General features: G+C 67.1%; 20 protein-coding genes. 11 read left to right on the forward strand and 9 right to left on the reverse strand.

The window, feature by feature from the left end; translation table 11 throughout:
• The first annotated feature begins 74 nt into the window (after positions 1-74).
• Entirely contained in the window at positions 75-1,322 is a 1,248-nt protein-coding gene (locus tag H276_RS0103105; RefSeq protein WP_051111372.1) for a thioester domain-containing protein, read from the forward strand.
• 1 nt (position 1,323) lies between these two features.
• On the opposite strand, the gene H276_RS0103110 is transcribed toward H276_RS0103105, so the two are convergent.
• On the reverse strand, positions 1,324-2,280 hold the full coding sequence (locus H276_RS0103110) for a LysR family transcriptional regulator (protein WP_019969844.1): 957 nt from the start codon (positions 2,278-2,280) through the stop codon (positions 1,324-1,326).
• Positions 2,281-2,352: 72 nt separating this feature from the next.
• Between H276_RS0103110 and H276_RS0103115 the strand changes: the two genes are divergently transcribed.
• Entirely contained in the window at positions 2,353-3,384 is a 1,032-nt protein-coding gene (locus tag H276_RS0103115) for a YeiH family protein (RefSeq protein ID WP_019969845.1), read from the forward strand.
• A 31-nt stretch (positions 3,385-3,415) separates the two neighbouring features.
• Here the strand turns inward: H276_RS0103115 and H276_RS0103120 are convergent, their stop codons facing one another.
• Positions 3,416-5,431 (reverse strand): glycoside hydrolase family 15 protein, encoded by a 2,016-nt coding sequence (locus H276_RS0103120; protein WP_019969846.1) that lies wholly within the window; start codon positions 5,429-5,431, stop codon positions 3,416-3,418.
• 106 nt (positions 5,432-5,537) lie between these two features.
• On the opposite strand from H276_RS0103120, the gene H276_RS0103125 reads away from it, so the two are divergent.
• The 6 genes from H276_RS0103125 to H276_RS0103150 all read left to right on the forward strand — a co-directional run bounded on the left by H276_RS0103125 (position 5,538) and on the right by H276_RS0103150 (position 9,880).
• Positions 5,538-5,744: a hypothetical protein gene (locus H276_RS0103125; RefSeq protein ID WP_019969847.1), complete on the forward strand. Its 207-nt coding sequence runs from the start codon at positions 5,538-5,540 to the stop codon at positions 5,742-5,744.
• A gap of 133 nt (positions 5,745-5,877) precedes the next feature.
• The gene (locus tag H276_RS25585; RefSeq protein ID WP_369758390.1) at positions 5,878-5,970 is read left to right on the forward strand and encodes an Ms4533A family Cys-rich leader peptide; all 93 of its coding nucleotides are present in this window, start codon (positions 5,878-5,880) and stop codon (positions 5,968-5,970) included.
• 117 nt (positions 5,971-6,087) lie between these two features.
• Positions 6,088-7,128: a sulfate ABC transporter substrate-binding protein gene (locus H276_RS0103135; RefSeq protein WP_019969848.1), complete on the forward strand. Its 1,041-nt coding sequence runs from the start codon at positions 6,088-6,090 to the stop codon at positions 7,126-7,128.
• On the forward strand, positions 7,125-7,991 hold the full coding sequence (gene cysT / locus H276_RS0103140; protein ID WP_019969849.1) for a sulfate ABC transporter permease subunit CysT: 867 nt from the start codon (positions 7,125-7,127) through the stop codon (positions 7,989-7,991). The genes H276_RS0103135 and cysT overlap by 4 nt, the downstream gene beginning before the upstream one ends.
• On the forward strand, positions 7,988-8,809 hold the full coding sequence (cysW, locus tag H276_RS0103145; RefSeq protein ID WP_019969850.1) for a sulfate ABC transporter permease subunit CysW: 822 nt from the start codon (positions 7,988-7,990) through the stop codon (positions 8,807-8,809). The genes cysT and cysW overlap by 4 nt, the downstream gene beginning before the upstream one ends.
• A 21-nt stretch (positions 8,810-8,830) precedes the next feature.
• Entirely contained in the window at positions 8,831-9,880 is a 1,050-nt protein-coding gene (locus H276_RS0103150) for a sulfate/molybdate ABC transporter ATP-binding protein (RefSeq protein WP_019969851.1), read from the forward strand.
• Between the two features lie 6 nt (positions 9,881-9,886).
• Here the strand turns inward: H276_RS0103150 and H276_RS0103155 are convergent, their stop codons facing one another.
• The 6 genes from H276_RS0103155 to H276_RS25590 form a co-directional block, all read right to left on the reverse strand.
• Complete coding sequence (locus H276_RS0103155) at positions 9,887-10,156, reverse strand: metal-sensitive transcriptional regulator (RefSeq protein ID WP_019969852.1); 270 nt, start codon at positions 10,154-10,156, stop codon at positions 9,887-9,889.
• 56 nt (positions 10,157-10,212) lie between these two features.
• Positions 10,213-11,592, reverse strand: coding sequence for a rhodanese-like domain-containing protein (locus H276_RS0103160; protein ID WP_019969853.1), 1,380 nt, complete (start codon positions 11,590-11,592; stop codon positions 10,213-10,215).
• 145 nt (positions 11,593-11,737) lie between these two features.
• On the reverse strand, positions 11,738-12,472 hold the full coding sequence (locus tag H276_RS0103165) for a sirohydrochlorin chelatase (protein ID WP_019969854.1): 735 nt from the start codon (positions 12,470-12,472) through the stop codon (positions 11,738-11,740).
• Positions 12,451-13,158, reverse strand: a complete 708-nt coding sequence (locus tag H276_RS0103170; protein WP_019969855.1) for a phosphoadenylyl-sulfate reductase — start codon at positions 13,156-13,158, stop codon at positions 12,451-12,453. The genes H276_RS0103165 and H276_RS0103170 overlap by 22 nt, the downstream gene beginning before the upstream one ends.
• Positions 13,155-14,834 carry a nitrite/sulfite reductase gene (locus H276_RS0103175; protein ID WP_019969856.1) on the reverse strand — a complete coding sequence of 560 codons (1,680 nt, stop codon included), beginning with the start codon at positions 14,832-14,834 and terminating at the stop codon, positions 13,155-13,157. Before H276_RS0103175 ends, H276_RS0103170 begins: the two co-directional genes overlap by 4 nt.
• A 123-nt stretch (positions 14,835-14,957) precedes the next feature.
• Positions 14,958-15,233 carry an Ms4527A family Cys-rich leader peptide gene (locus tag H276_RS25590; RefSeq protein WP_369758391.1) on the reverse strand — a complete coding sequence of 92 codons (276 nt, stop codon included), beginning with the start codon at positions 15,231-15,233 and terminating at the stop codon, positions 14,958-14,960.
• Here H276_RS25590 and hemW point away from each other — a divergent pair.
• Positions 15,156-16,328 (forward strand): radical SAM family heme chaperone HemW, encoded by a 1,173-nt coding sequence (hemW, locus tag H276_RS0103180; RefSeq protein ID WP_019969857.1) that lies wholly within the window; start codon positions 15,156-15,158, stop codon positions 16,326-16,328. The genes H276_RS25590 and hemW overlap by 78 nt on opposite strands.
• A 152-nt stretch (positions 16,329-16,480) precedes the next feature.
• Entirely contained in the window at positions 16,481-17,776 is a 1,296-nt protein-coding gene (locus H276_RS0103185; RefSeq protein WP_369758400.1) for a salicylate synthase, read from the forward strand.
• Positions 17,777-17,807: 31 nt separating this feature from the next.
• Here H276_RS0103185 and H276_RS0103190 read toward each other — a convergent pair whose 3' ends face one another.
• On the reverse strand, positions 17,808-19,487 hold the full coding sequence (locus H276_RS0103190) for a (2,3-dihydroxybenzoyl)adenylate synthase (protein WP_026356536.1): 1,680 nt from the start codon (positions 19,485-19,487) through the stop codon (positions 17,808-17,810).
• 103 nt (positions 19,488-19,590) lie between these two features.
• Here H276_RS0103190 and H276_RS0103195 point away from each other — a divergent pair, with 103 nt between their 5' ends.
• Entirely contained in the window at positions 19,591-23,100 is a 3,510-nt protein-coding gene (locus H276_RS0103195; protein WP_019969860.1) for a non-ribosomal peptide synthetase, read from the forward strand.
• The last annotated feature ends 119 nt before the right edge of the window (positions 23,101-23,219 follow it).

The raw sequence follows: 23,219 nt of genomic DNA on the forward strand, positions 1-23,219 counted from the left end.
CGCGTTTCAGGCCCGCCCCTATTCGGCGGTGCGCCGTTTCGCGCTCTTCTCAGCCACCAGAAAGCCAACCCGCAATGCCTGTTCTCCCCGCACTCGCTCCCATCCCGACCCCTGTTGCCGTGCGACGCCGCGTGCGTGCCTGCGACGTCGAGATCGCCCGGATGACGCGCTACCGCGGCGGCACCTACTCGCCGACGGTCGACACCGTGGTGTTCGCGGACGGGTCCACCGCACGCACGGACCTGATCAGGCTCAACCCCAACATCGACGCCTACTCGGTGGACTTCACCGGGGTGGCGCCCAGAACGCCGTCACGGTACCGGCCGGCGAGCTGGTCGGCCGTGCCCAGTCTGGCGACGCGGGCCCATGAGGCCGAAGTCGATTGGATCATCCGCAACTCGTTTCCGACTCTGGGCACGGCCGAGTTGAGTCGCCGGCTGCGTGCGGCCGGGCAGCGGCTCGGTGCGCATCTGGCTGAGCACGAAGCGATCGCCGCCACTCAGGCCGCTATCTGGCACTTCACCAACGGTCTGGATCTGGACACCCGGCCGTTGAACGTGCCTGTGGCGCAATGGCGGGAATCCGGTGCGATCGTGTTCGAGTTTGACGGTGATCCCCAATTGGGCGGATACACCGTCGAATTGACGGCCGATTCGCCCGTCTCGCTGCTCCTGCAGAAGTCGGCCGACGGGGTCGAGTGGCGCGACGTCGCCGCCTCGGGGCTCAACATCGCTGCTGGGCAAGGCAGTTACCGCAGGGCCCTCGGTGTTGGCAGCACCACGGCGGCGATCCGCCCGGGCCGGCGCCACCAGGGTTACCGCTTCTACCGTCTGCACATCGTCGCCGACCCCGCCGCGACCATCGAGATCGGGGCAGTCACGTTCTGGCTCAACGGTTCCGGACGTTACCGGAACGCCGAACGCGTGGTGGCCCTGTACGAGTACCTGCTCGCGGGCGCCGCCGCCGCGCGCCGATCGACCGTGGTGCCCGCTTTGAGTTCCGAGCGCGCAGTCCTGGACGCCGGGGTGCTCGGGCCGTTCCGGCTGGATGCGACCGACGCAGCGGCACTATCCGTCTCGGCCGGAAGTGTCGTCGACCCCAACGGTGTCGCGATCGACGGGCCCATCGCACCCGGAACCGACTTCTATCTGCTTCCGGGCCACACCGCGGGGCGCGTCACCCTGACCGCGAGCGTCCCGGCCACCACCGACGGATTTGGCGGCAGGGTGATCACCGGTGTCGCCCACGACGACAGCCGGTTCACCCCCGTGGTTCTGGCGGTCCCGACGCCGACCGTCATCGAGTTCGAGATCACGTTCTGACTCACGCCTGCGTGGATTGGCGCCGACGCGGCCCGGCGGGTCGGCCACTGGCCACGGCCAGCAATGTCGACAGCGTTGCACGCGGCTTGGTGGCGGGACGCCACACCGCGCGCAGCAGCCGGCGCAGGTCGATCCCGCTGACCTCGACCTCCACCAGCCGTCCATCCCGGAGCTCGGCTGCCACCGCAAGCTCACTGAGCACTGCGGCGTGCGCACCCGCGGCGACCATCACCTTCACCGCCGCGTTGCTACCCAGGCTCACCGCCTCGGTATGCGGGGACAGTCCGATTCCGGCGAGGGCGTGTTCGACGGTGTCACGCGTGCCGGCCCCCGGCTCCCGGATGACCAACTCGAGATCCGCCAGTTCGGCCGGCTGCAGTGGTCGCCGGCGACGCGTCAGCGGGTGACCCGGGGCCACCACCAGAGCGAGCCGATCAGATCGCAGCACCCGTACAGCCAGACCCGCAGGCACGGTCGGGCCCTCCACGAAGCCCAGTTCTGCATCGTGCCCCAGCACCGCCGAGATCACCGCGGCCGAGTTGCTCACTGTCAGGTGGATTGGCTCGTCGGCGTACTCGCGGGCCCGGGCCAGCCAGGTCGGCATCAGGAACTCGGCGATGGTCTGACTGCAGGCGACCTTCGCGGTGCGGTCGGCATGTAGTGCTGCCGCGCCGGTGAGCAGTGAATCCATCGCGGCCACCACCGAACGAGCCCACTCGGTCACCGCAGCACCCGCCGCGGTGAGTTCCGCCCCGCGGGTGCGTCGGTCCAGCAACTCCAGGCCGAGTCGGTGCTCGAGATTGCGCAGCCGGGCCGACGCGCTGGGCTGGCTGATGCCTTGGCCCCGGGCAGCGGCCGAGATGGAACCCGTGTTGGCCACCGCGATCAGCAGCCGCAGCGCATCCACCGCCGGTGCGGTAGTCGCCGCCGAGACCACTGCAGAATCGGTACTGTCCATAGACCAAGGCTATGGGTAGATAGCCAATCTGTGGGTACCGGATGGCCGCGCCGGGCAGCACCGTATACACACGTGACTACCAGCCTCGTCCAACGCCTCCGGAAAAGTACCGCTCTGCCCGGCGCCTGCCTGGCCCTCGCCGTCGCCGTGGCCGCCACCGTCATCGGAAAAGCCCTACCGGTCTTGGGCGGTCCGGTGGCGGCGGTTCTGATCGGAGTGGTACTGGCCACCTGGTTGAGGCCCGCCAAGCGGTGGCCGAGGGTGTCACACGGCCTGAGGATCACCGGCGGTCTGGCGCTGCAAACCGCGGTGGTGGTGCTTGGTACCCAGATCTCGCTGGCGCAGGCCTGGCAGGTGGGTGGGTCGGCGCTTCCGGTGATGGCCGCCACGTTGGCCGCGGCCTTCATCTGCGCCTGGTTGTTCGGCCGCTGGTTGGGGATCGACCACGACCTGCGGACCCTGATCGGAGTGGGCACCGCGATCTGTGGCGCGTCGGCGATCGCCGCTGTCACCCCCGTGCTGCGGCCGAAGCCGAGCGCCGTGGCGTACGCGCTGAGCACCATCTTCCTGTTCAACGTCGCGGCCGTGCTGACCTTCCCGATGGTCGGGCACCTGCTGGGACTCGGCCAGCAAGCCTTCGGCGTGTTCGCCGGTACCGCGGTCAACGACACCTCGTCGGTGGTCGCCGCGGCCACGGTCTACGGCGCTTCGGCCGCGCATACCGCCGTGGTGGTCAAACTGACCCGCTCGCTGGTGATCATTCCGGTGGTCGTGGTGATCGGTGCGCTGGTCGCCCGACGCGACGGTGGCTCTTCAGGACACCGTCCGAAGGTGCGGCAGTTGGTGCCGTGGTTCCTCATCGGCTTCGTGGCCCTGGCCGCGGTCAATTCCATCTGGCCGCTGCCGGCGGCGATCCGCGTTCCGGGTGCCGAGGTGGCCGGTCTGCTGATCACGTGGGCCCTGGCCGCGATCGGGCTGTCGACCGACCTCGGCGCGCTGCGGCGCACCGGACCCAAGCCGTTACTGCTCGGTGGGGCGCTGTGGCTGGTGGTCGCCGCGACCAGCCTGGTGGTCCAGTTCCTCACCACCAGCCTGCACTCGTGACGTGGCCCGACGCCTGGAGCGGGGGCTGGCCTCACATCGGCGCGTTGGCGGGTTGGAAGACCCCGGAGCTATCGGACTCCTCTTCGGCGCGGATGACGTGCACCACCGCGTTGATGAGTGCCAGGTGGGTGAACGCCTGCGGGAAGTTGCCCAGGTGGCGCCCGGTGCGTGGCTCGATCTCCTCGGCGTAGAGATGCAACGGGCTGGCGAACGAGAGCAACCGCTCGCACAGATGCTTTGCCCGGCTGACCTCTCCGATCTCTACCAGCGCCGACACCAGCCAGAACGAGCAGATGGTGAAGGTGCCCTCCTCGCCGGACAGTCCGTCGTCGGTCTCATCGGTGCGGTAGCGCAGGACCAGCCCGTCCTCGGTGAGTTCGTCGGCGATGGCCAGCACGGTCGCCCGCACCCGGGGATCGTCGGACGGCAGGAACCGCGTCAACACCGTCAGTAGCAGCGACGCGTCCAGCGCGTCGTCGCCGTACCGCTGGGTCAGCACCCCGCGAGAATCTACGCCGTGGGCCAGCACGTCGGCCTTGATCTCCTCGGCGATCGCCCGCCACTGCTGGGCGTAGGACTTCTCGCCCTGCAGCTCGGCGAGTTTCGAACCGCGGTCGAGTGCCACCCAACACATGATCTTGCTGGAGGTGAAGTGCTGCGGCTCACCGCGCACCTCCCAGATACCGCGGTCAGGTTCGCGCCAGTGCTTGATGGCCTCTTCGACCTGGTTCTTCAGCACCGGCCACAACGCCTCGGGAATCTGCTCGCGCGACTTGGCGTGCAGGTACACCGAATCCAGCATGGTGCCCCAGATGTCGTGCTGACGCTGGTTGTAGGCGCCGTTGCCGATGCGCACCGGCCGGGCGTTGTCGTAACCGGACAGGTGATGCAGTTCTTCCTCGACCAGGCTGCGTTCCCCGCCGACGGCATACATCACCTGCAGGGGATGGTGTTCGCCGTTGTTGGCTCCGGACACGTCGGCGATGAACGAGAAGAAGTCGTCGGCCTCGCGGTCCAGTCCGAGCGTGTACAGGCCCCACAGTGCGAACGTCGAATCGCGGATCCAGGAGTAGCGGTAGTCCCAGTTGCGTTCGCCCTGCGGGGTTTCCGGCAGTGATGTGGTGGGGGCGGCCAACAGGGCGCCGGTGGGCGAATAGGTCAGGCCCTTGAGGGTCAACGCGCTGCGCTGCAGATAGGAGCGCCACGGATGGTCGGGGAAGTCGCCGACGTTGATCCACTGGCGCCACGACTCGCTGGTCTTCCACATCTTGTCGGCGGCCTCGTCGTAGGTCTGCGGGGCCGGATGCTTGGACCAGGACAGCGCGACGAACACGTTGTCACCCTCGGTGAGCCGGGTGCGGGCACGGGCCTCCCGACCCTCCAGGCCGATGCGCAGGTTCGTGGTGAGACGCAGCGTGGGATGGGAATCGGGGTTACGACTGGCTCGTGAGATCGCCTCGCCGTAACCGGGGCCGGAGTACTCCCAGGCCGCACTGACACGGTGGTAGTCGAAGGACGGCTCGCAGCTCAACACCATCTCGACCGTGCCGCTTACGCAGCGCACGGTGCGCAGCAGAATATGTTCGGCGTCCCAGTCCATCGGGGTGCGCCGGTGGGTCCGCGACCGGGTGTCGATGTCATGCCACGGGCCCATCACCAGCGCGTCGCGGATGATCACCCAACCGGTATGGGTTTGCCAGGTGGTCTCCAGGATCAAGCTGCCGGGCAGGTAGCGCCGTGCCGCAGGCACGGTCACGCCGTACGGGCCGAGCCTGAAATGGCCGGCCGCGCGGTCGAGGATCGCACCGAACACGCTGGGGGAATCGGGGCGCGGCACACACAGCCACTCAACCGAGCCGGCCGACGAGATCAGGCAGGTGTTCTCGCAGTCCGACAGGAATGCGTAATCGGCGATCGGCGGGAACGGGTTCCGCAGCGCATTGCTTCCGGTGTACGGAACGGGTGCCGTGACGGTGAGCGGGGAGTCGGATTCCCTGACATCCCGGGATGTCAGGCCGTCGCTGGACTCGGTCTGTTGCAGAACCATCCGCACATCATCGACCGCAGGTACCTGCAACGTCTACCCAGTCGGCGCATGTCGGACGTAACTGGTCGAGTCGGGCGAATTTGGGATCATCTCGTAGTGTGGCCGCATGGGCGCGTTCCTGAGTTGGTGGGACGGCGTCGAGCTGTGGTTGACCGGATTGGGATTCGTGGCTCAGACGGCCGTGGTGATGCCCATCGTGCTGGCTCTGGCGTACGGGATCGCGGTGTTGCTGGACGGTGCGCTGGGGCGGGGCATCAACGGCTTGCGCCGCGTGCGCCACGCCAAAGAGGACGATGAATTGGACACTCTATGAACGGTATGCCCCGATCGCGGGTGACGTTGGTGCTGGTTCTGCTCGTCGTGCTCGTCATCGTCACCTGGTTGCTGACCCACTGACCTCGGCGCACTCGGCGAGCGCGTCCGACGGATTCTGTTATTCTTCGCCCATGCACACAGCGAACGGTGCGACAGAGGGCCATGTCCTGGCGCTCATCGCCGTGGGTTCTTGCGCTGTTGCTGATGTCTACTGTTGTCGCTGACTCCAACCCGTCCACGGTTTGGTGTCGGTGATGGCTGTTCTTTGCCCGGATACTGATCCTTAGCCTTGCCGCTGTGACGGACCCGTTCTGTCCGCCGTCTGCAAGGAAAGGCCCTCGGTGCTAAGTAACCGGCTCAACATCAAGAACGTCTGGCGCAGCGCCGCTGTACTGGTAACCACCGGAGCGCTGATCGTGGGCTGCGGTGGGGGCGCCAGCGACGTCGTGGGCGGTGACAAGACCGCCGGTGGCAACAGCACACTGACACTGGTTGCCTATGCGGTGCCGGAACCGGGCTGGAGCAAGATCATCCCCGCATTCGCCGCGACGGATGAAGGCAAGGGCGTCGGGGTGACGCCGTCCTACGGCGCGTCGGGCGACCAGTCGCGGGCCGTGGTCGACGGCAAGCCGGCCGACATCGTCAACTTCTCCGTCGAACCGGACATCACCCGGCTGGTCAAAGCGGGCAAGGTGGCCGACGACTGGAATACCGGCAACACCAAGGGCATCCCGTTCGGCTCGGTGGTGTCGCTGGTCGTCCGCAAGGGCAATCCGAAGGGCATCAAGGACTGGGACGATTTGCTGCAGCCCGGTGTTGAAGTGGTGACCCCGAGCCCGCTGAGCTCCGGCTCGGCCAAGTGGAACCTGCTGGCGCCGTATGCGGCCAAGAGCAATGGCGGCAAGGACGCCGCGGCCGGCATCGACTTCGTCAACAAGCTGGTCACCGAACACGTCAAGACCCGTCCCGGCTCGGGTCGCGAGGCCAGCGACGTCTTCTTGCAGGGCACCGGTGACGTGCTGATCAGCTACGAGAACGAGGCCATCAACATCGAACGGCAGGGCAACGATGTTGAGCACATCAACCCGCCGCAGACCTTCAAGATCGAGAACCCCGTCGCGGTGGTCAAGACCAGCGCTCACGCCGAGCAGGCCAACGCGCTGAAGAACTTCCTCTACACCCCGGAGGGCCAGAAGCTGTGGGCCGAGGCCGGCTTCCGTCCGGTGGACCCGGCGGTGGCCGCGGACTTCGCGAAGGACTTTCCGACGCCGGAGAAGCTCTGGACCATCGCCGACCTGGGCGGCTGGGACACGGTCGACCCGGCTCTGTTCGACAAGGACAACGGATCGATCACCAAGATCTACAAGCAGGCGACCGGATGACCGCTTCCGCCGAGACCGATTCGGCGCTCGTGGCCACGCCGGGAGATCCCGCCCCCGGCGTGCTCCGCGGCCGCTACGGTACGACTTCGCTACGGGTCGGTGCGGCGTCCATCTGGCTGAGCGTCATCGTGCTGCTGCCGCTGGCCGCCATCGTGTGGCAGTCCGTCGGCGGCGGGTGGACGGCGTTCTGGCAGGCCATAACCTCCAACGCGGCGCTGGAATCGTTCCGGGTCACGTTGTCCATATCCGTCGTCGTTACGGTGATCAACCTCGTGTTCGGCTTGCTGGTGGCCTGGGTGCTCACGCGCGACGAGTTTCCGGGCAAGCGCCTCGTCGACTCGGTGATCGACCTGCCCTTCGCCTTGCCCACCATCGTCGCCAGCCTGGTGATGTTGGCCCTGTACGGGCCGGCCAGCCCGGTCGGATTGCACCTGCAGCACACCAAATGGGGTGTGGGGGTGGCGCTGCTGTTCGTCACTCTGCCGTTCGTGGTCCGGTCGGTGCAGCCGGTGCTGCTCGAACTCGATCGCGAGACCGAGGAGGCTGCGGCGTCGCTGGGCGCAGGCAACCGGGTCATCTTCACCACCGTGATCCTGCCGGCGCTGTTGCCGTCGCTGCTGTCCGGCGCCGGGCTGGCGTTCTCACGGGCGATCGGTGAGTTCGGGTCGGTGGTGCTCATCGGTGGCGCCGTCCCGGGCGAGACCGAGGTGTCATCACAGTGGATCCGCACCCTCATCGAGAACGATGACCGCACCGGTGCCGCCGCGATTTCCATCGCACTGCTGATCATCTCCTTCCTCATCCTGTTGGTGCTGCGGACGGTGGGGTCACGCGCGGCCCGACGGGAGGAGTTGTCGGCATGACGCTCTCACCGTGGAAGCGCTACCTGGTGCGGTACCTGGCGCTGGCATATGTCGGTGTGCTGGTGATCGTGCCGGTCGGGCTGATCTTGTGGCGTACCTTCTCACCCGGGATCGGAGCGTTCTTCGCTTCCGTCGGCACCCCGGCGGCCATATCGGCACTGCAACTTTCGCTGCTGGTGGTGGCGATCGTCGTGCCGCTCAATGTGTTGTTCGGTGTCCCGACCGCACTGGTTTTGGCGCGCAACAGGTTCCGCGGCAAGAGCGCGCTACAGGCCGTCATCGATCTGCCGTTCGCGGTGTCCCCGGTGGTGGTCGGCGTGGCGCTGATCCTGCTGTGGGGTTCGACCGGATTGTTCGGAGTCGTCGAACGTGACTTGGGCTTCAAGATCATCTTCGGGTTCACCGGTATCGTGCTGGCGAGCATCTTCGTCACCGTCCCGTTCGTCATCCGCGAGGTCGAACCCGTGCTGCACGAGATCGGCACCGATCAGGAAGAGGCAGCCGCCACGCTGGGATCCAGTTGGTGGCAGACGTTTTGGCGCATAACCCTGCCGGCTATCCGGTGGGGGTTGACCTACGGCATCGTGCTGACGGTCGCCCGTACCCTCGGCGAGTTCGGTGCGGTGATCATGGTGTCGTCCAACCTGCCGGGCGCGTCGCAGACGCTGACCTTGCTGGTTGCCGACCGCTACAACCGAGGTACCGCCGAATCGGTGTACGGCGCGTATGCCGTCTCGACTTTGTTGATGGCCGTCGCCGTGATCGTCCTGGTGGCCCAGGTGATCCTCGACCGGCGGCGAACCCGGACCGAGCAGTAGTGCCGAGAAGGAGCTAGAGCAATGACCGACGCGATTGTCGTCCGGGGCGCCAACAAGCACTACGGTGAGTTCGCGGCACTGGACAATATCGATTTCGAGGTGCCGTCCGGCTCGCTGACCGCCCTGCTGGGGCCCAGCGGTTCAGGCAAGTCCACGCTGTTGCGGGCGATCGCCGGCCTCGATCAACCCGATACCGGCACCATCACCATCAACGGTCAAGATGTCACGGGGGTGCCGCCGCAGCGCCGCGGTATCGGTTTCGTATTCCAGCACTACGCCGCGTTCAAGCACCTGACAGTGCGCGACAACGTGGCGTTCGGCCTCAAGATCCGCAAGCGCCCCAAGGCGGAGATCAAGGAGAAGGTCGACAATCTGCTGGAAGTGGTGGGGCTGAGCGGTTTTCAGACCCGCTACCCCAATCAGCTTTCCGGTGGCCAACGTCAGCGCATGGCACTGGCCCGGGCGCTGGCGGTGGACCCGCAGGTGCTGCTGCTCGACGAGCCGTTCGGCGCACTCGACGCCAAGGTGCGTGATGATCTGCGCACCTGGCTGCGCCGCCTCCACGACGAAGTCCATGTCACCACCGTGCTGGTCACCCACGATCAGGCCGAGGCACTGGACGTGGCAGACCGGATCGCGGTGCTCAACAAGGGCCGCATCGAGCAGGTCGGATCACCCACCCAGGTCTATGACGAGCCGGCCAACGCGTTCGTGATGTCGTTTCTCGGGGCGGTCTCCGAGCTCAACGGAATCCTGGTGCGCCCGCACGATATCCGGGTCGGACGCAACCCTGAGCTGGCGATCGCGGCCGGCGACGGAACGGCTGAGGCCACCGGCGTGCTGCGGGCCACCATCGACCGCATCGTGATGCTCGGCTTCGAGGTCCGCGTCGAACTCACCGCCGCCGCGAACAACATGCCGTTCACCGCGCAGATCACCCGGGGCGACGCCGAAGCGCTAGGCCTGCGCGATGGCGACACGGTCTACGTTCGGGCCACCCGGGTGCCGCAGATCTCCGGCGACGTGCAGACCGCGGCGGTCGAGGAGGTCGAGGCACTCAGCACCAGCTGAGCCGGCTCAGGCCAGAGCCAGGAACAGCCTTTCGAGTTGAGCGACGTCCAACGTCTCCGAGCCGTCGGGATGCTCGGTGGTGACACACTCACGGAGACCGGTGGCGACGATCTTGAATCCGGCGCGGTCCAAGGCCCGGGACACCGCGGCGAGCTGGGTGACGACGTCCTTGCAGTCACGGCCTTGCTCGATCATCGATATCACTCCCGCGAGCTGGCCCTGGGCCCGTCGCAGTCGGTTGAGGATAGCGGTGATGGCCTCCTGGTCACCGACCATGGTGTGCCCCTTTCGAAGTCGATGCCGTCGTTGATCTCATGGTACCCGCAGGGGTATCAGACGGCCTGGATTGCTTCGGCCCAGGCGTTGTAGCCGCCGACGATGTCGCTGACATCACCGAAACCGCGTTGGCGCAACAGGCTTGCCGCGGCCGACGAGCGGTAGCCGCCGGCGCAGTACACGACCGTCGGTGCGGCAGGGTCGAGTTCACCGACCCTGCCGGGCAGTTGGCCCACAGGGATGTTGACTGCGCCCGGGATCATGCCGCCGGCCGCTTCACCGGGATTGCGAACATCGACGATCTGCAGGCCATCGATCTCGGCGGCGCGCTGTCCGAATGCCGCAGCCGTCAGCCGGGATGCCACCTGCACGTCGTCGCGATGCTCGAACATCGTCCGCTCCGGGTCTTCGAGATAACCGATCACCCGGTCGAATCCGATGCGGGCCAGCCGGGTTTTGCCCTCCAGCTCTTGCCCGGTGTCGGTGACCAGGACGATGTCGACATCGGGGGGCACGATCGAACCCGCGAATTCCGCGTATCGACCTGCGAGGCCGATGTTGAGGGCGCCGCGCAGATGGCCCTGCGCGAATTCCTCGGGGCTGCGACCGTCGATGAGCATCGCGCCGTGGGTCAGCGCGTCGGAGGCTTGCCGGTAATCCATGGCGGGCGGGAGTTTCCCTTCGGCGAGCAGGGCCCGGTCCTTGCGGTTCAAGATCGCGTCGTAGACGAAGTAACCGGGCGCCGGTGGCTGTCCCTCGGTCACCAGATCGATAAAGGTCTGCTTGTCGGGTGCACGTAGCGCGTAGTTGGTCCGCTTCTGGTCGCCGATCGTCGACCACAGATCGGTGGACAGGTTCTTGCCGCACGCGGAGCCGGCGCCGTGCGCAGGGTAGACGCGGGTGGCATCGGGCAGTGGCATGAGCTGCTCGTGCAACGAGGTGTAAAGGCTGTTGGCCAGTTCTTCACGCGTGAAGCCGATCGAGGCGAGCAGGTCGGGCCTGCCGACGTCGCCGATGAACAAGGTGTCGCCGGTGAGAACGCCGTAGGGCGTCGCGTCGCCGGCGTGTTCGTAGACCACGATGCTCATCGACTCAGGAGTGTGGCCCGGGGTGTGGCGGAACTCCAACGTCACGTCTCCCAGTGAATAGCGTTGGCCGTCTTCGACTCCCATGAAGTCGAACTCCGGCTGGGCAACCGACGAGTACACGATGGTTGCCCCCGCGGCCTCCGCGAGCTCGAGATGGCCGGACACGAAGTCGGCGTGGAAATGGGTCTCGATGACCAGTTCAATCTGCAGGCCCAGCTGTTCGGCGTCGGCGAGGTACTCCGACACGTCGCGCTGAGGGTCGACCACAACGGCTCGCCTGGTGGTTTCGTCGCCGATCAGGTACGACGCGTGCGAGAGGCAGTCCAGGTAGTACTGGATGAACTTCATCGTCCGTATCCTTTGTTCCGGTCCCGGGGCGATATACCGCCGGGGGTATGAATACGCTAACGATAATACCCCGGGTAGTATTCCGGCAAAGGGGGGATCGCACCGGCGGGTGCAGGAATTTACGACCCTGTACGGCGAAATCAGGTCAGGCGGCGAAGCCGGCGTTGCGTGCGGCCATTGCTTCTTCGTAACGGTCCAGCACGGTGGCGGCCACCAGTCGGTGTGCCCCCAGCGGCTCAGTCATCGGAATCCCTGCTGCACAGGCGAATTCGGCCACTCGATCGGTGATCCTGCCGTGCGCGAGGAACCATGGCGCGATCACCAGGCGTTGCGCGCCGCGGGCGCGCAACAACTCGACGGCATCGGCCGGCGTCGGGGTTTGGCCGGTCGCGAAGGCCACCTGCACACCGGCCCAGCGGGTGCCCTCGAAGAGGGTTTGTGCCAGGGCGGCGGTACGCGCGTTGGCCGCCGGGTGTGACGAACCCACACTGGTAAACACCACGCCGAGTTCGCTGTCGAACCGGGAAACCCCCAGTGCGCTCAACCGCTCCCGCATCACCTGCAACAGGCGGGGATCGTCACCGAGAACGTCGGCCTGGATGACTTCGGCCCCGGAGTCGGCGATCAGCGCGGGAATGTCGGTACGAGCGTGATAGGCACTGGCCAGCAGCAGTGGCACCACGACCGAACCGGCCGCGGCGTCGGCCAGCACGTCGATCAGATTCGGGGTGTTCTGTTCGCAGAACGCCACCTGGACCGCGGTATCCGGCAGCAGGCGCCGCAGATGTCCCGCGATCGCATGGGCATTGGCCGACGATCGCGGATCCGCGCTGCCGTGTGCGGTCAGCACCAGCGAAGTCACGAGGCGTGCAGCCCGCATTCCGTCTTGGTCTGTCCCGCCCAGCGGCCGCTGCGCGGGTCGGCGCCCGCGGCGGGCTTGCTGGTGCACGGAGCGCACCCGATGGACGGATAGCCCTCGTAGACAAGGGGATTGACCAGGATGCCGTTGGCCTCGACATAGGCCTGCATCTCCTCGTCGCTCCATGCCGCGATCGGATTGATCTTCACCAGACCGAATGCGTTGTCCCAGCTGATCAGCGGGGCGTTGGCCCGCGTCGGGGCCTCCACCCGGCGGATACCGGTGACCCACGCCGAATACCCCGCCAGCGCCTTGCTCAGCGGCTCGACCTTGCGCAACCGGCAGCACTCGCCGGCGTTGCGGGCGAACAGATCTGTGCCGAGGAGTTCGTTCTGCTCGGCGACGGTGTGCTCGGGATACACGTTGACCACATTCACGCCGTATACCTGCTCGACGGCGTCGCGGGTACCGATGGTCTCGGCGAAGTGGTAGCCGGTGTCGAGGAACAACACATCGACGCCGGGGCGAACCTTGGCCGCCATCTCGACCAGCACAGCATCCTGCATGTTGGACGCCACCACATACTTGCCGCCGAAGTGCTCGTCCGTCCAGCGCAGCAGCTCTTCGGCACTGGCGTCGGCCAGTTCGGCCGCACCGCGCTCCGCCAACTCCCGCAGCTCCGACTCCGTGGTCGCCAACCCTGTCACCGCAAATCCGCCTCGTCGGCCCGCACGGCCCACTGGGCGAAGCGTTCGCCCTCGTTGCGGAGCTTGATGAAGTTGCGGGTGACCCGCTCAATGTAGTCGCCGAGATCGGTGGCCAGCACTTTGTGCTGGCGCAGTTTGCGCCCGAAACCGCTGTCGAGGCCCAGGCTGCCGCCCAAGTGCACCTGGAAGCCCTCCTCGGGCCCGTTGCCGTCGTCGACCATCTGGCCCTTGAAGCCGATATCGGCGACCTGGATGCGCGCGCAGGAGTTGGGGCAGCCGTTGATATTAACCGTGACCGGCACGTCCAGTTCCGCATTGACGTCGCCGAGCCGGGCCTCCAGTTCCGGAACCAAGTGTTGAGCGCGACCACGGGTGTCGGCGAAGCTCAGCTTGCAGTACTCGATGCCGGTGCATGCCATCAGATTCTGGCGCCAGTGCGATGGCTGTGACTGCAGACCGAGCTCGTCCAGGCCGGCGCGCAGCGCGTCGACCTTGTCGTCGGGAACGTCGAGGATGATCAGCTTCTGGTATGCGGTCAGGCGGGCGCGGTCCGCGCCGGCGGCCTCCATGAGATCGGCGACCTTGGTCAGGATCGTGCCCGAGACGCGCCCGGCGATCGCCGAGACACCCACCGCGTTGAGGCCGTTCTTGATCTTCTGCACGCCGACGTGGTCGACGGTATGCGGCACCTGCTCAGGCGCAGGCCCGTCGATGAGGGGACGCTTGAGGTATTCCGTTTCGAGAACTTCCCGGAATTTTTCTACGCCCCAATCCTTGACCAGGAACTTCAGCCGCGCCTTCGAGCGCAGTCGGCGGTAGCCGTAGTCGCGGAAGATCCCGATCACGCCCGCCCACGTCTCGGCGACCTCCTCGAGCGGCACCCATACGCCGAGGCGCTGTGCCAGCATCGGGTTGGTCGACAGCCCGCCGCCGACCCACAGGTCCAGACCGGGGCCGTGCTCCGGGTGGTTGACGCCGATGAATGACACGTCGTTGATCTCGTGCGCGACGTCCTGCAGACCGGAGACGGCGGTCTTGAACTTGCGGGGCAGGTTGGAGAACTCCGGGTTGCCGATGTAGCGCTGCTCGATCTCACGCAGCGCCGGAGTCGGATCCAGCACCTCGACCAGTGAATCGCCGGCCAGCGGGGAGCCCAGCATGCCGCGCGGGCAGTCGCCGCAGGCTTCCATCGTCTGCAGGCCGACCTCGTCCAGGCGCCGCCAGGCTTCCGGGACGTTCTCGATCTGCAGCCAGTGGTATTGCAGGTTCTCCCGGTCGGTGATGTCGGCGCTGTCCCGGGCGAAATCGACCGAGATCTGCCCGAGGGTCCGCACGGCCTGCGCTGAGAGCGCCTTGCCGTCGGTGCGCACGCGCATCATGAAGTACTTGGCTTCCAACAGGTCGGCGTTGTCGTCGCCGGTCCAGGTGCCGTCGTAGCCCTCGGTGCGCTGGGTGTAGAGACCCATCCAGCGGAACCGGCCACGCAGGTCGTCCTTGGCGATGGAGTCGAACCCCTGCTTGGAGTAGGCATCGATGATGCGGGTCCGCACGTTGAGCGCGTCGTCCTCCTGCTTGAACGCCTCGTTGGGGTTCAGGGGGTCGCGGCTGCCCAGCGCCCACTGGCCTTCGTCGCGCGGCTTCTTGGTGGGGCGGGGCTTGTCTTGTACCTCGGTCATGGAGGCTCCTCGGGTGGGAGCCGGCCTGTGGGATCGCGCTATCACCGGCTGGGCTGTCCGGCGGCGCAGATCCGGTGGCCAGCTGGACGTATAGAGCGGGCAGGGTCCGAAATCAACGCGCGGTCAAGACAGACAGCAACAGCTACAAACGCGCTTGAAGTCGACATGCCGCCGAGCCACCAGCGGAACGCTGATGCTGTTGTTACGGGCGACAGTCACGCCCGCTATTGTGCCACGATTGTCGCCACCGGCCCTAACCGGGGCAGATTTGCGCTCACGGTGAGCAAAAGTCGGCGCTGGACAGTCTGGGAAAATCAATACATGCCCACGCGCACCCTGCCTATTGGCCAGCCCGATCTGGCTGCCGTGCCGGGCCGGCCGTTCGGCATCTACATCCACGTCCCGTTCTGCGCCACGCGCTGCGGATACTGCGACTTCAACACCTATACGGCCGCCGAGCTGGGTGGCGCCAGCCCGGACGGCTGGCTGGCCGCGCTGCGTATCGAGCTGGCGTTGGCGGCGGCCCGGGTCGGCGCCGTGCCGGTGCAGACGGTGTTCGTCGGCGGTGGCACCCCGTCGATGCTCGGGAGCGGCGGGCTGGCCGCAGTGCTCGACGCCGTGCGGAACAACTTCACGCTGGCCCCGGATGCCGAGGTAACCACCGAGGCCAACCCGGAATCGACCTCACCGGAGTTTTTCGGGACGCTGCGGCAGGCCGGCTACACACGAGTGTCGCTGGGCATGCAGTCGGTGGTCCCCCATGTGCTGGCGGTGCTCGACCGCACTCACTCGCCGGGGCGGGCGCTGGCCGCCGCGGCCGAGGCGCGCAGCGCCGGTTTCGACCACGTCAATCTCGACCTGATCTACGGCACACCGGGGGAGTCCGACGACGATCTGCGCCGCTCCGTCGACGCCGCGGTGCACGTCGGCGTCGACCATGTCTCTGCGTATGCGCTGGTGGTCGAGGACGGCACGGCGCTGGCTCGGCGGGTGCGCAAGGGGCAGGTCGCCGCGCCCGACGACGACGTGCTGGCGCAGCGTTACGAGCTGCTCGACGGGCACCTCGCTGCCGCGGGCTTCCAGTGGTACGAGGTGTCGAACTGGAGTCGGCCCGGGGGCGAGTGCCGGCACAACCTCGGTTATTGGCAGGGCGGCGAATGGTGGGGGGCGGGCCCTGGAGCCCACGGGTTCCTGGGCGCGACCCGGTGGTGGAACGTCAAGCACCCCAACGCGTATGCCGAAGCCCTGGCCGGTGGCGAGCTGCCGATCGCCGATTTCGAGGATCTCGACGCATATGCCCGCCACACCGAGGACGTCATGTTGCGGCTGCGACTGCGGGACGGTTTGGAGCTCGCGCTGCTGGATGACGATGAGCAATCGCGGGTGCCCGGCCTGATCGACGACGGGCTGATCACGAACTCCGGTGAGCGGCTGGTGCTGACCGATCAGGGCCGGCTGCTGGCCGACGGCGCGGTGCGCGCTTTGCTCGCATAGCACGAATCACGGTGGCGTTCGATGGTTACGGCCGTGTAGTCGACCCGCTAAAGAAAGGTTAGGCTACATTTACTTTCGTGTCGAAGGTCAGTGTTGAAGTGAGCTCAACAAATGCCGAGACTTCTGCAGGCGCCGACGCGACCGCGCTCTCGATGCCGCCCGACGTGAATCCCATCGACCTGGTCGCCGAGCTGGCCCGCGTGCTTCCCGAACACGACGGCGAGGACTACGTCGGGTACGAGCGCGACGGCGAGTGGACGTTGGCAGTCGGGGTGCACGCCGTCATCGAACTCGACTCCGACGAGTTGCGGCTGATCCAGGATGGGGTCGTGCGCCGGCAGGCGTGGGCCGGCCGGCCCGGCGCCGCCCTGGGCGAGGCGGTCGACCGGATGCTGCTGGAAACCGACCGGCTGTTCGGCTGGGTGGCCTTCGAGTTCGGCACCTACCGGTTCGGGCTGCAACAGCAGCTGGCGCCCGGTACTCCACTGGCCCGGATCCTTTGGCCGCGTACGCAATTCGTAATCACTGCCGACGAGGTTCGACTGATCGGCGCTGACCAACGGCACATCGAAGCGCTGCGCCGGGTGCTCCGCGAAGGACTGGGGGACCTTCCGGCCGCGACTGCCGTCGACGTCAGCAAGGACACTGCCGGGTATCGCGGCCGCGTCGCCACCGCCATCGACGAGATCGTCGGCGGCCGCTACCAGAAGGTCATCCTGTCGCGACAGCTTGACGTGCCGTTCCTCGTCGACTTCCCGGCCACCTATCGCGTGGGGCGGCATCACAACACCCCCGCGCGATCGTTCCTGCTGAATCTCGGCGGGATTCGGGCCCTCGGTTACAGCCCGGAGCTGGTCGCGGCGGTGCGTGCCGACGGCACCGTGCTGACCGAACCGCTGGCCGGTACGCGTGCCTTCGGCCTCGGTGCCGACCAAGACCGCGCAGCCCGCGACGATCTGGAGTCCGACCCGAAAGAGATCGTCGAGCATGCCATTTCGGTGCGTACTTCGGTGCGGGAGATCACCGAGGTGGCCGAACCAGGCACCGCGGTGGTGCTGGATTTCATGACGGTGCGCGAGCGCGGAAGCGTGCAGCACCTCGGGTCGACTGTCGGGGGCCGGTTGCACCGCTCGATGGACCGGATGGACGCCCTGGAAGCGCTGTTTCCCGCCGTCACCGCGTCGGGCATCCCCAAGGCCGAAAGCGTCGACGCGATCCTGCGTCTCGATGAGGGGCCGCGCGGACTGTACTCCGGCGCGGTGGTCACCTTCTCGGCCGACGGGGCCATGGACGCAGCTCTGACGCTGCGATCTGCCTACGAGTCCGAAGGCCGCACCTGGCTGCGCGCGGGTGCAGGCATCATCGCCGAATCCAGCCCCGACCGTGAGTTCGAGGAGACCTGCGAGAAGCTGACCACCCTGGCGCCGTACCTGGTACCGCGCGCCTGAGTCTCGCGTTCCCTTCTGGGCCGATGGGAGCTCAGCCCGCGGCCAGCTGCGCCAAGATCGCCTTCTTGTCGATCTTGCCGACGGCGGTGGTGGGCAGAGCCGTCATCGGCACCAGCACATCGGGCCGGGCATGTGACGCCACGCCGCGCTCCTCGAGGTGACTGTGCAACTCGGCAAGTGTCACCGGAGATCCGGTGAAAACCACTGCCGCGCAGATCTTCTCGCCCAGGTAGTCGTCGGGGAGCGGGACTGCGGCGGCTGACCAGACGGCGGGATGGGTGAGCAGGTGCTCCTCCAGGTCCAGGGCCGAGACGTTCTCACCGCCGCGCACGATGACGTCTTTGACGCGCCCGGTCACCGTCAGGTAGCCCGCGAGCGGGCCGTCGCCGAACCGCCGCACTCGGTCGCCACTGCGGTAGAAGCCGTCCGGTGTGAACGAGCGCTGGTTGGCGGCCTCGGCGTTGAAGTACCCGTTGATCGTGTAGGGCCCGCGCACCAGCAGCTCACCCTCTTCTCCCGGCGCTACGGCGTGCCCGTCCTCGTCGACGACGCGCACCTCGTCGGCGGGGCACAGCGGCCTGCCCTGGGTGGCCTCCAGGATGTCGACCGAATCTCCGATGCGGGTGTAGTTCAGCAAACCTTCGGCCATTCCGAACACCTGCTGCAGCCCGGGTGTCAGTGCTGATCGGACCAGTCGGGCATCCTCGGCGCCCAGCTTGGCGCCGCCGACCTGCAGCAGGCGCAACGACTTCGGCGCCAGCGGTTCCCAATCGCAGGCCTGCGCCCAGAGCTTCGCCAGGGCGGGCACCAGGGCGGTGACGGTGACGCCGTGGGCGTCGATCGCGGCGAACGCGGCCTCCGGGCTCGGATCCGCGGTGAACACCGTCGTGGCGCCTACGCTGAGCGCGCCGAGCAGGCCTGGACAGGCCAGGGGGAAGTTGTGCGCGGCGGGCAAGGCCACCAGGTAGACGTCGTCGGGGTCCAGTCCGCACAGTTGGGCGCTGGCGGTGCAGTTGTACACATAGTCCTGGTGCGTGCGCGGGATGAGTTTCGGAGCTCCTGTTGTCCCGCCGGACACCAACAGCAGCGCCGGGCCGGCCAGGTCGGGGTCGATCTGCGGGACGGGCCCGGTCGTTTCGCGCGCCACCGCTGTCCAGGACAGGAAGCCGTCCCTGTGCTCCGGCAGGTCCCCGTGGACCAGCACGTGTCGTACGGTTGGGTGCGTGGCCAGCAGTTTGGTGGCCATCGCGCGGTAGTCGAACCCGTTTGCCGTGTCGGCGATGAGCAGCGCGACCGCACCGCTCACCTCGGCGAAGTGGGTGAGCTCGGCCAACCGGTGCCCGGGCAGGCACATCACCGGTACGGCCCCGGCGCGCAACAGCCCGAACAGTGCGATCGCGAACTCGCCGGAATTGGGGAGTTGAAACAAGACCCGGTCACCTGGGCGGATGCCGACGCCGGCGATCCCGGTCGCAGCCCGGTCGGCGAGTGCGTCGAGTTCGGCGAATGTGTGTGTTCCGGCGGAATCGGTGATCGCAACCCGGTCCGGCCACTGCTCGGCGGCCTGTCGGAGGACTGAATCCAGGCGCCGATCAGCCCAATAGCCGGCTGCTCGGTACGCCTGCGCGCGGTCGGCCGGAAATGCGGCAAAACCTTGGCGCAATGTCGATTGACCTGCGGATTCGGATGGCTGACCAGTGGTCGGAGTCACGTCGAGGCACCTCGGGGTAGGCGTGTTCGGTCACTCGAATATAGGGTAGCCTCCACAAAGTTAGGGCAGCCTGAACTAAATCGTCGGGAGTCAGTCGGAGGTCATGGTGAGCAATCTCGCCGTCGCGGACCCGCAGCGTATTCGGGAGACCGTTGCCGACCTTCTCGGTGTCGGCAGCGATGCCGTCGATCCGGATGCTGACCTGATAGGACAGGGGCTTGACTCCATCCGAATGATGTCGTTGGCCGGCCGCTGGCGCCGGGCCGGCATCGATGTCGACTTCGCCGCACTCGCGGCCACGCCGACCGTAGCGGCGTGGGCCGAGCTGGTGTCCCGACGCAACCCGAATACCACCGCCGTGCAGCATGATTCGCCATCCACGCCGCAGGACGCGCATGAACCCTTTCCGCTGGCGCCGATGCAGCACGCCATGTGGGTGGGACGCGAGGGCGATCAGCAACTCGGTGGTGTGGCCGGGCATCTCTACGTCGAATTCGACGGCGAGGGAATCGATCCCGACCGGTTGCAGCGCGCTGCCATGGCGCTGGCCGAACGGCACCCGATGTTACGGGTGCAGTTCCTGCCCGACGGTACGCAGCGCATCGCCGAGCCCGCACGGCAGTATCCGGTCACCATCGAAGATCTGCGCGCGGCCGCACCCGAGCAGGTCGGGGAGCGCTTAGCGGCCATCCGCCGGACCAAATCCCATCAGCAGCTCAACGACGAGGTCTTCGAGCTGACCTTGACGTTGTTGCCCGGCGACGCAACACGATTGCACGTCGATCTCGACATGCAGGCCGCCGACGCCATGAGCTACCGCACCCTGATGGCCGACCTGGCAGCGCTCTATCGAGGTGAGCACCTGCCGGCCTTGGGCTACACCTACCGCGAATATCGTTTGGCGGCACCAGAAGCCGCCGACGAGGCCGACCGGCAGTGGTGGGCAGAGCGGATCGCCGAGTTGCCTGATCCGCCTCGTCTGCCATTGGTGCCGCCGACCGAGCAGGCTGACCCGCACCGCACCACGCGCCGCCATCATTGGCTGGATCCGGCCACCCGCGATGCGCTCTACGCTGGGGCCCGCCGCCGCGGCATCACCCCGGCGATGGCGCTGGCCGCCTCGTTCGCCGATGCCTTGGCTGGCTGGTCGGCCGAGTCCCGGTTCCTGCTCAACGTGCCGCTCTTCGGCCGCGAGCAGCGTCATGCCGACGTGGACAAGCTCGTGGGCGACTTCACGTCGTCGCTTCTACTGGGCGTCGACCTCGACGGCACCGGGACGGCTACCGACCGCGCCAGGGCGGTGCAGGACACCTTCCATGCCGCGGCCGGACATGCGGGCTACCCCGGGTTGTCGGTGCTGCGCGATCTCGGCCGCCACCGCGGCACCCAGGTGCTGGCGCCCGTGGTCTACACCAGTGCGCTCGGACTCGGTGAGCTCTTCGCCCGTGAGGTGACCGAGGCCTTCGGCAAACCGGTGTGGATCAATTCGCAGGGACCACAGGTGCTTCTCGACGCGCAGGTCACCGAGTTCGACGGTGGTGTCCTGGTGAACTGGGATGTACGGGAGCACGCTTTCCGGCCCGGTGTCATCGACGCCATGTTCGAACGCCACATCGACGAATTGCGCAGGCTGGCGACTGACGACACCGCCTGGGAGGCGCCGTCACCACCGCTGTTGCCGGAATCGCAACGCGCGGTGCGCGATGCGATCAACACGAAGACAGCTGCCCCGAGTGGCCATGTGCTGCACCAGGGTTTCTTCGCCCAGGCCACCGTGCGGCCCGACGCGGTCGCGGTCGTCGGATCCACCGGCCGGCTCACCTATGCGCAACTGCGGGAGCAGGTGCTCACCGTCGCCGCGGCACTGCGGGTCGCAGGCATCCGAACCGGCGAGAGTGTTGCGGTGATGGGTCCCAAGGGCCCCGATCAGATCACCGCGTTGTTGGCGATCCTGACCGCCGGTGCCGTCTACGTGCCTGTCGGCGTCGACCAGCCCGCCGAGCGCGCCGAGCGGATGTTGAAGGCTGGCGATGTCCGCATGGCCTTGTTCTGCGGCGACGGGCCGCCGACCTGGCTGCCGGCGCTGACCATCGCAGAAGCTCTTCGCGTCGGCGCGCGTGCCGACCAGATCCAGCCTGTTGCAACCGATCCCAATGAACTGGCCTACATTCTGTTCACGTCGGGATCCACCGGTGAGCCCAAGGGTGTCGAGGTCACCCACGACGCCGCGATGAACACCGTCGAGACGCTCAACGGGCACTTCGGCGTCGGACCGGATGACAGTGTCCTGGCGCTCACGCACCTGGAATCCGACCTGTCGGTGCTCGACGTGTTCGGTGCACTCGCCGCGGGTGCCACGATCGTGGTGGTCGACGAGGCCGACCGGCGCAATCCGGATCACTGGGTCGAGCAGATCAACACCCACGGTGTCACGGTGCTCAACTTCCTGCCCGGGGCGTTGGAGATGCTGGTCGAGACCGCCACGTCCACCAACACGATGCTGCCGTCGGTGCGTGCGGTACCGACCGGGGGTGACTGGGTACGCACCACGATGGTGCGCAAGCTGCAGGCCCTGGCGCCGGGAGTGCGGCTGACCGGTCTGGGTGGGGCCACCGAAACCGCGATCCACGCCACGCTTTTCGAGGCAGGCGAATTGCCGGACGAGTGGGCCGCGGTGCCGTACGGCAAGCCGTTCGCGAACAACGCCTGCCGCGTCGTCAACGCTGCAGGGGAGGACTGTCCCGACTGGGTGCCAGGCGAGTTGTGGTTCACCGGTCGCGGTATCGCGCGCGGTTACCGGGGGAGGCCAGACCTGACGTCCGAGCGGTTCGTTCCCTATCTCGGTCGCATCTGGTACCGCAGCGGCGACCTCGCCCGCTACTGGCCCGACGGCACACTGGAATTCGTCGGTCGTGCCGACCACCGCGTCAAGATCAGTGGTTACCGCATCGAACTCGGCGATGTCGAGGCAGCGCTGCAGCGGTTGCCCGGCGTGCATGCCGCCGTGGCCGCGGTCATGCCCGTCGCAGGCGGTGAGATGCTGGCCGCAGTCGTCGGACTCGACGCTGAGGCGGCCGGGGCGAGCGCAGCGGCGGGGAATGTCACCGTTGCCGAGCTTCGCGCGGGCCTCGCGGAATTCCTTCCCGCACATATGGTTCCGCGGCATTTCGAGCTCATCGAGCAGATTCCGTTCACCACGGGCGGAAAGACTGATCGACGCGCCGTGGTCGAACTGCTCAGCGAGGCGATCGGCGGCGGAGACCGCACTCAGGTGCAGCACGCCTCGACCGCGGTGGAGAAGGCATTGGCCCGCATCATGGCCGAACTGCTGGGCACCGGTGAGGTGGGCGTGGACGAGGACTTCTTCGAGCTGGGAGGTGATTCGGTGCTGGCCACCGCGGCCGTCGCCCGTATCCGGGATTGGTTGGACACTCCGACGGTGATGGTGCCCGACATCTTCGCCACCAGAACGGTGGAGGCGCTGGCGGTCCGGCTGGCCGCGCGGGAGGCCGACAGCGGCCGGCTCGAGCAGGTGGCAGAGCTGTACCTGGAAGTTGCCGAGATGGACGACGCCGACGTGTTGTCCGCACTCGGCACCGCCTCGGCGTCGTGACCGGCAACGCGACGGATGCACAACTGACCATCGCAGGTTTGGCGTGTCCGGCTGGAGCGCCCTCATCGGTGCCCTCACCGCCATCGAGCTGATCGAGCACCTCGACAGATCTGAAAAGG

The organism is Mycobacterium sp. 141, assembly GCF_000382405.1.
Lineage (GTDB): Bacteria > Actinomycetota > Actinomycetes > Mycobacteriales > Mycobacteriaceae > Mycobacterium.

Coding starts and splice junctions, on each gene's coding strand:
- H276_RS0103105 (WP_051111372.1), top strand. CDS start 75: ATGCCTGTTCTCCCCGCACTCGCTCCCATCCCGACCCCTGTTGCCGTG.
- H276_RS0103110 (WP_019969844.1), bottom strand. CDS start 2,280: ATGGACAGTACCGATTCTGCAGTGGTCTCGGCGGCGACTACCGCACCG.
- H276_RS0103120 (WP_019969846.1), bottom strand. CDS start 5,431: ATGGTTCTGCAACAGACCGAGTCCAGCGACGGCCTGACATCCCGGGAT.
- H276_RS0103125 (WP_019969847.1), top strand. CDS start 5,538: ATGGGCGCGTTCCTGAGTTGGTGGGACGGCGTCGAGCTGTGGTTGACC.
- H276_RS25585 (WP_369758390.1), top strand. CDS start 5,878: ATGCACACAGCGAACGGTGCGACAGAGGGCCATGTCCTGGCGCTCATC.
- cysT (WP_019969849.1), top strand. CDS start 7,125: ATGACCGCTTCCGCCGAGACCGATTCGGCGCTCGTGGCCACGCCGGGA.
- cysW (WP_019969850.1), top strand. CDS start 7,988: ATGACGCTCTCACCGTGGAAGCGCTACCTGGTGCGGTACCTGGCGCTG.
- H276_RS0103150 (WP_019969851.1), top strand. CDS start 8,831: ATGACCGACGCGATTGTCGTCCGGGGCGCCAACAAGCACTACGGTGAG.
- H276_RS0103155 (WP_019969852.1), bottom strand. CDS start 10,156: ATGGTCGGTGACCAGGAGGCCATCACCGCTATCCTCAACCGACTGCGA.
- H276_RS0103160 (WP_019969853.1), bottom strand. CDS start 11,592: ATGAAGTTCATCCAGTACTACCTGGACTGCCTCTCGCACGCGTCGTAC.
- H276_RS0103165 (WP_019969854.1), bottom strand. CDS start 12,472: ATGCGGGCTGCACGCCTCGTGACTTCGCTGGTGCTGACCGCACACGGC.
- H276_RS0103175 (WP_019969856.1), bottom strand. CDS start 14,834: ATGACCGAGGTACAAGACAAGCCCCGCCCCACCAAGAAGCCGCGCGAC.
- hemW (WP_019969857.1), top strand. CDS start 15,156: ATGCCCACGCGCACCCTGCCTATTGGCCAGCCCGATCTGGCTGCCGTG.
- H276_RS0103185 (WP_369758400.1), top strand. CDS start 16,481: ATGCCGCCCGACGTGAATCCCATCGACCTGGTCGCCGAGCTGGCCCGC.
- H276_RS0103195 (WP_019969860.1), top strand. CDS start 19,591: ATGGTGAGCAATCTCGCCGTCGCGGACCCGCAGCGTATTCGGGAGACC.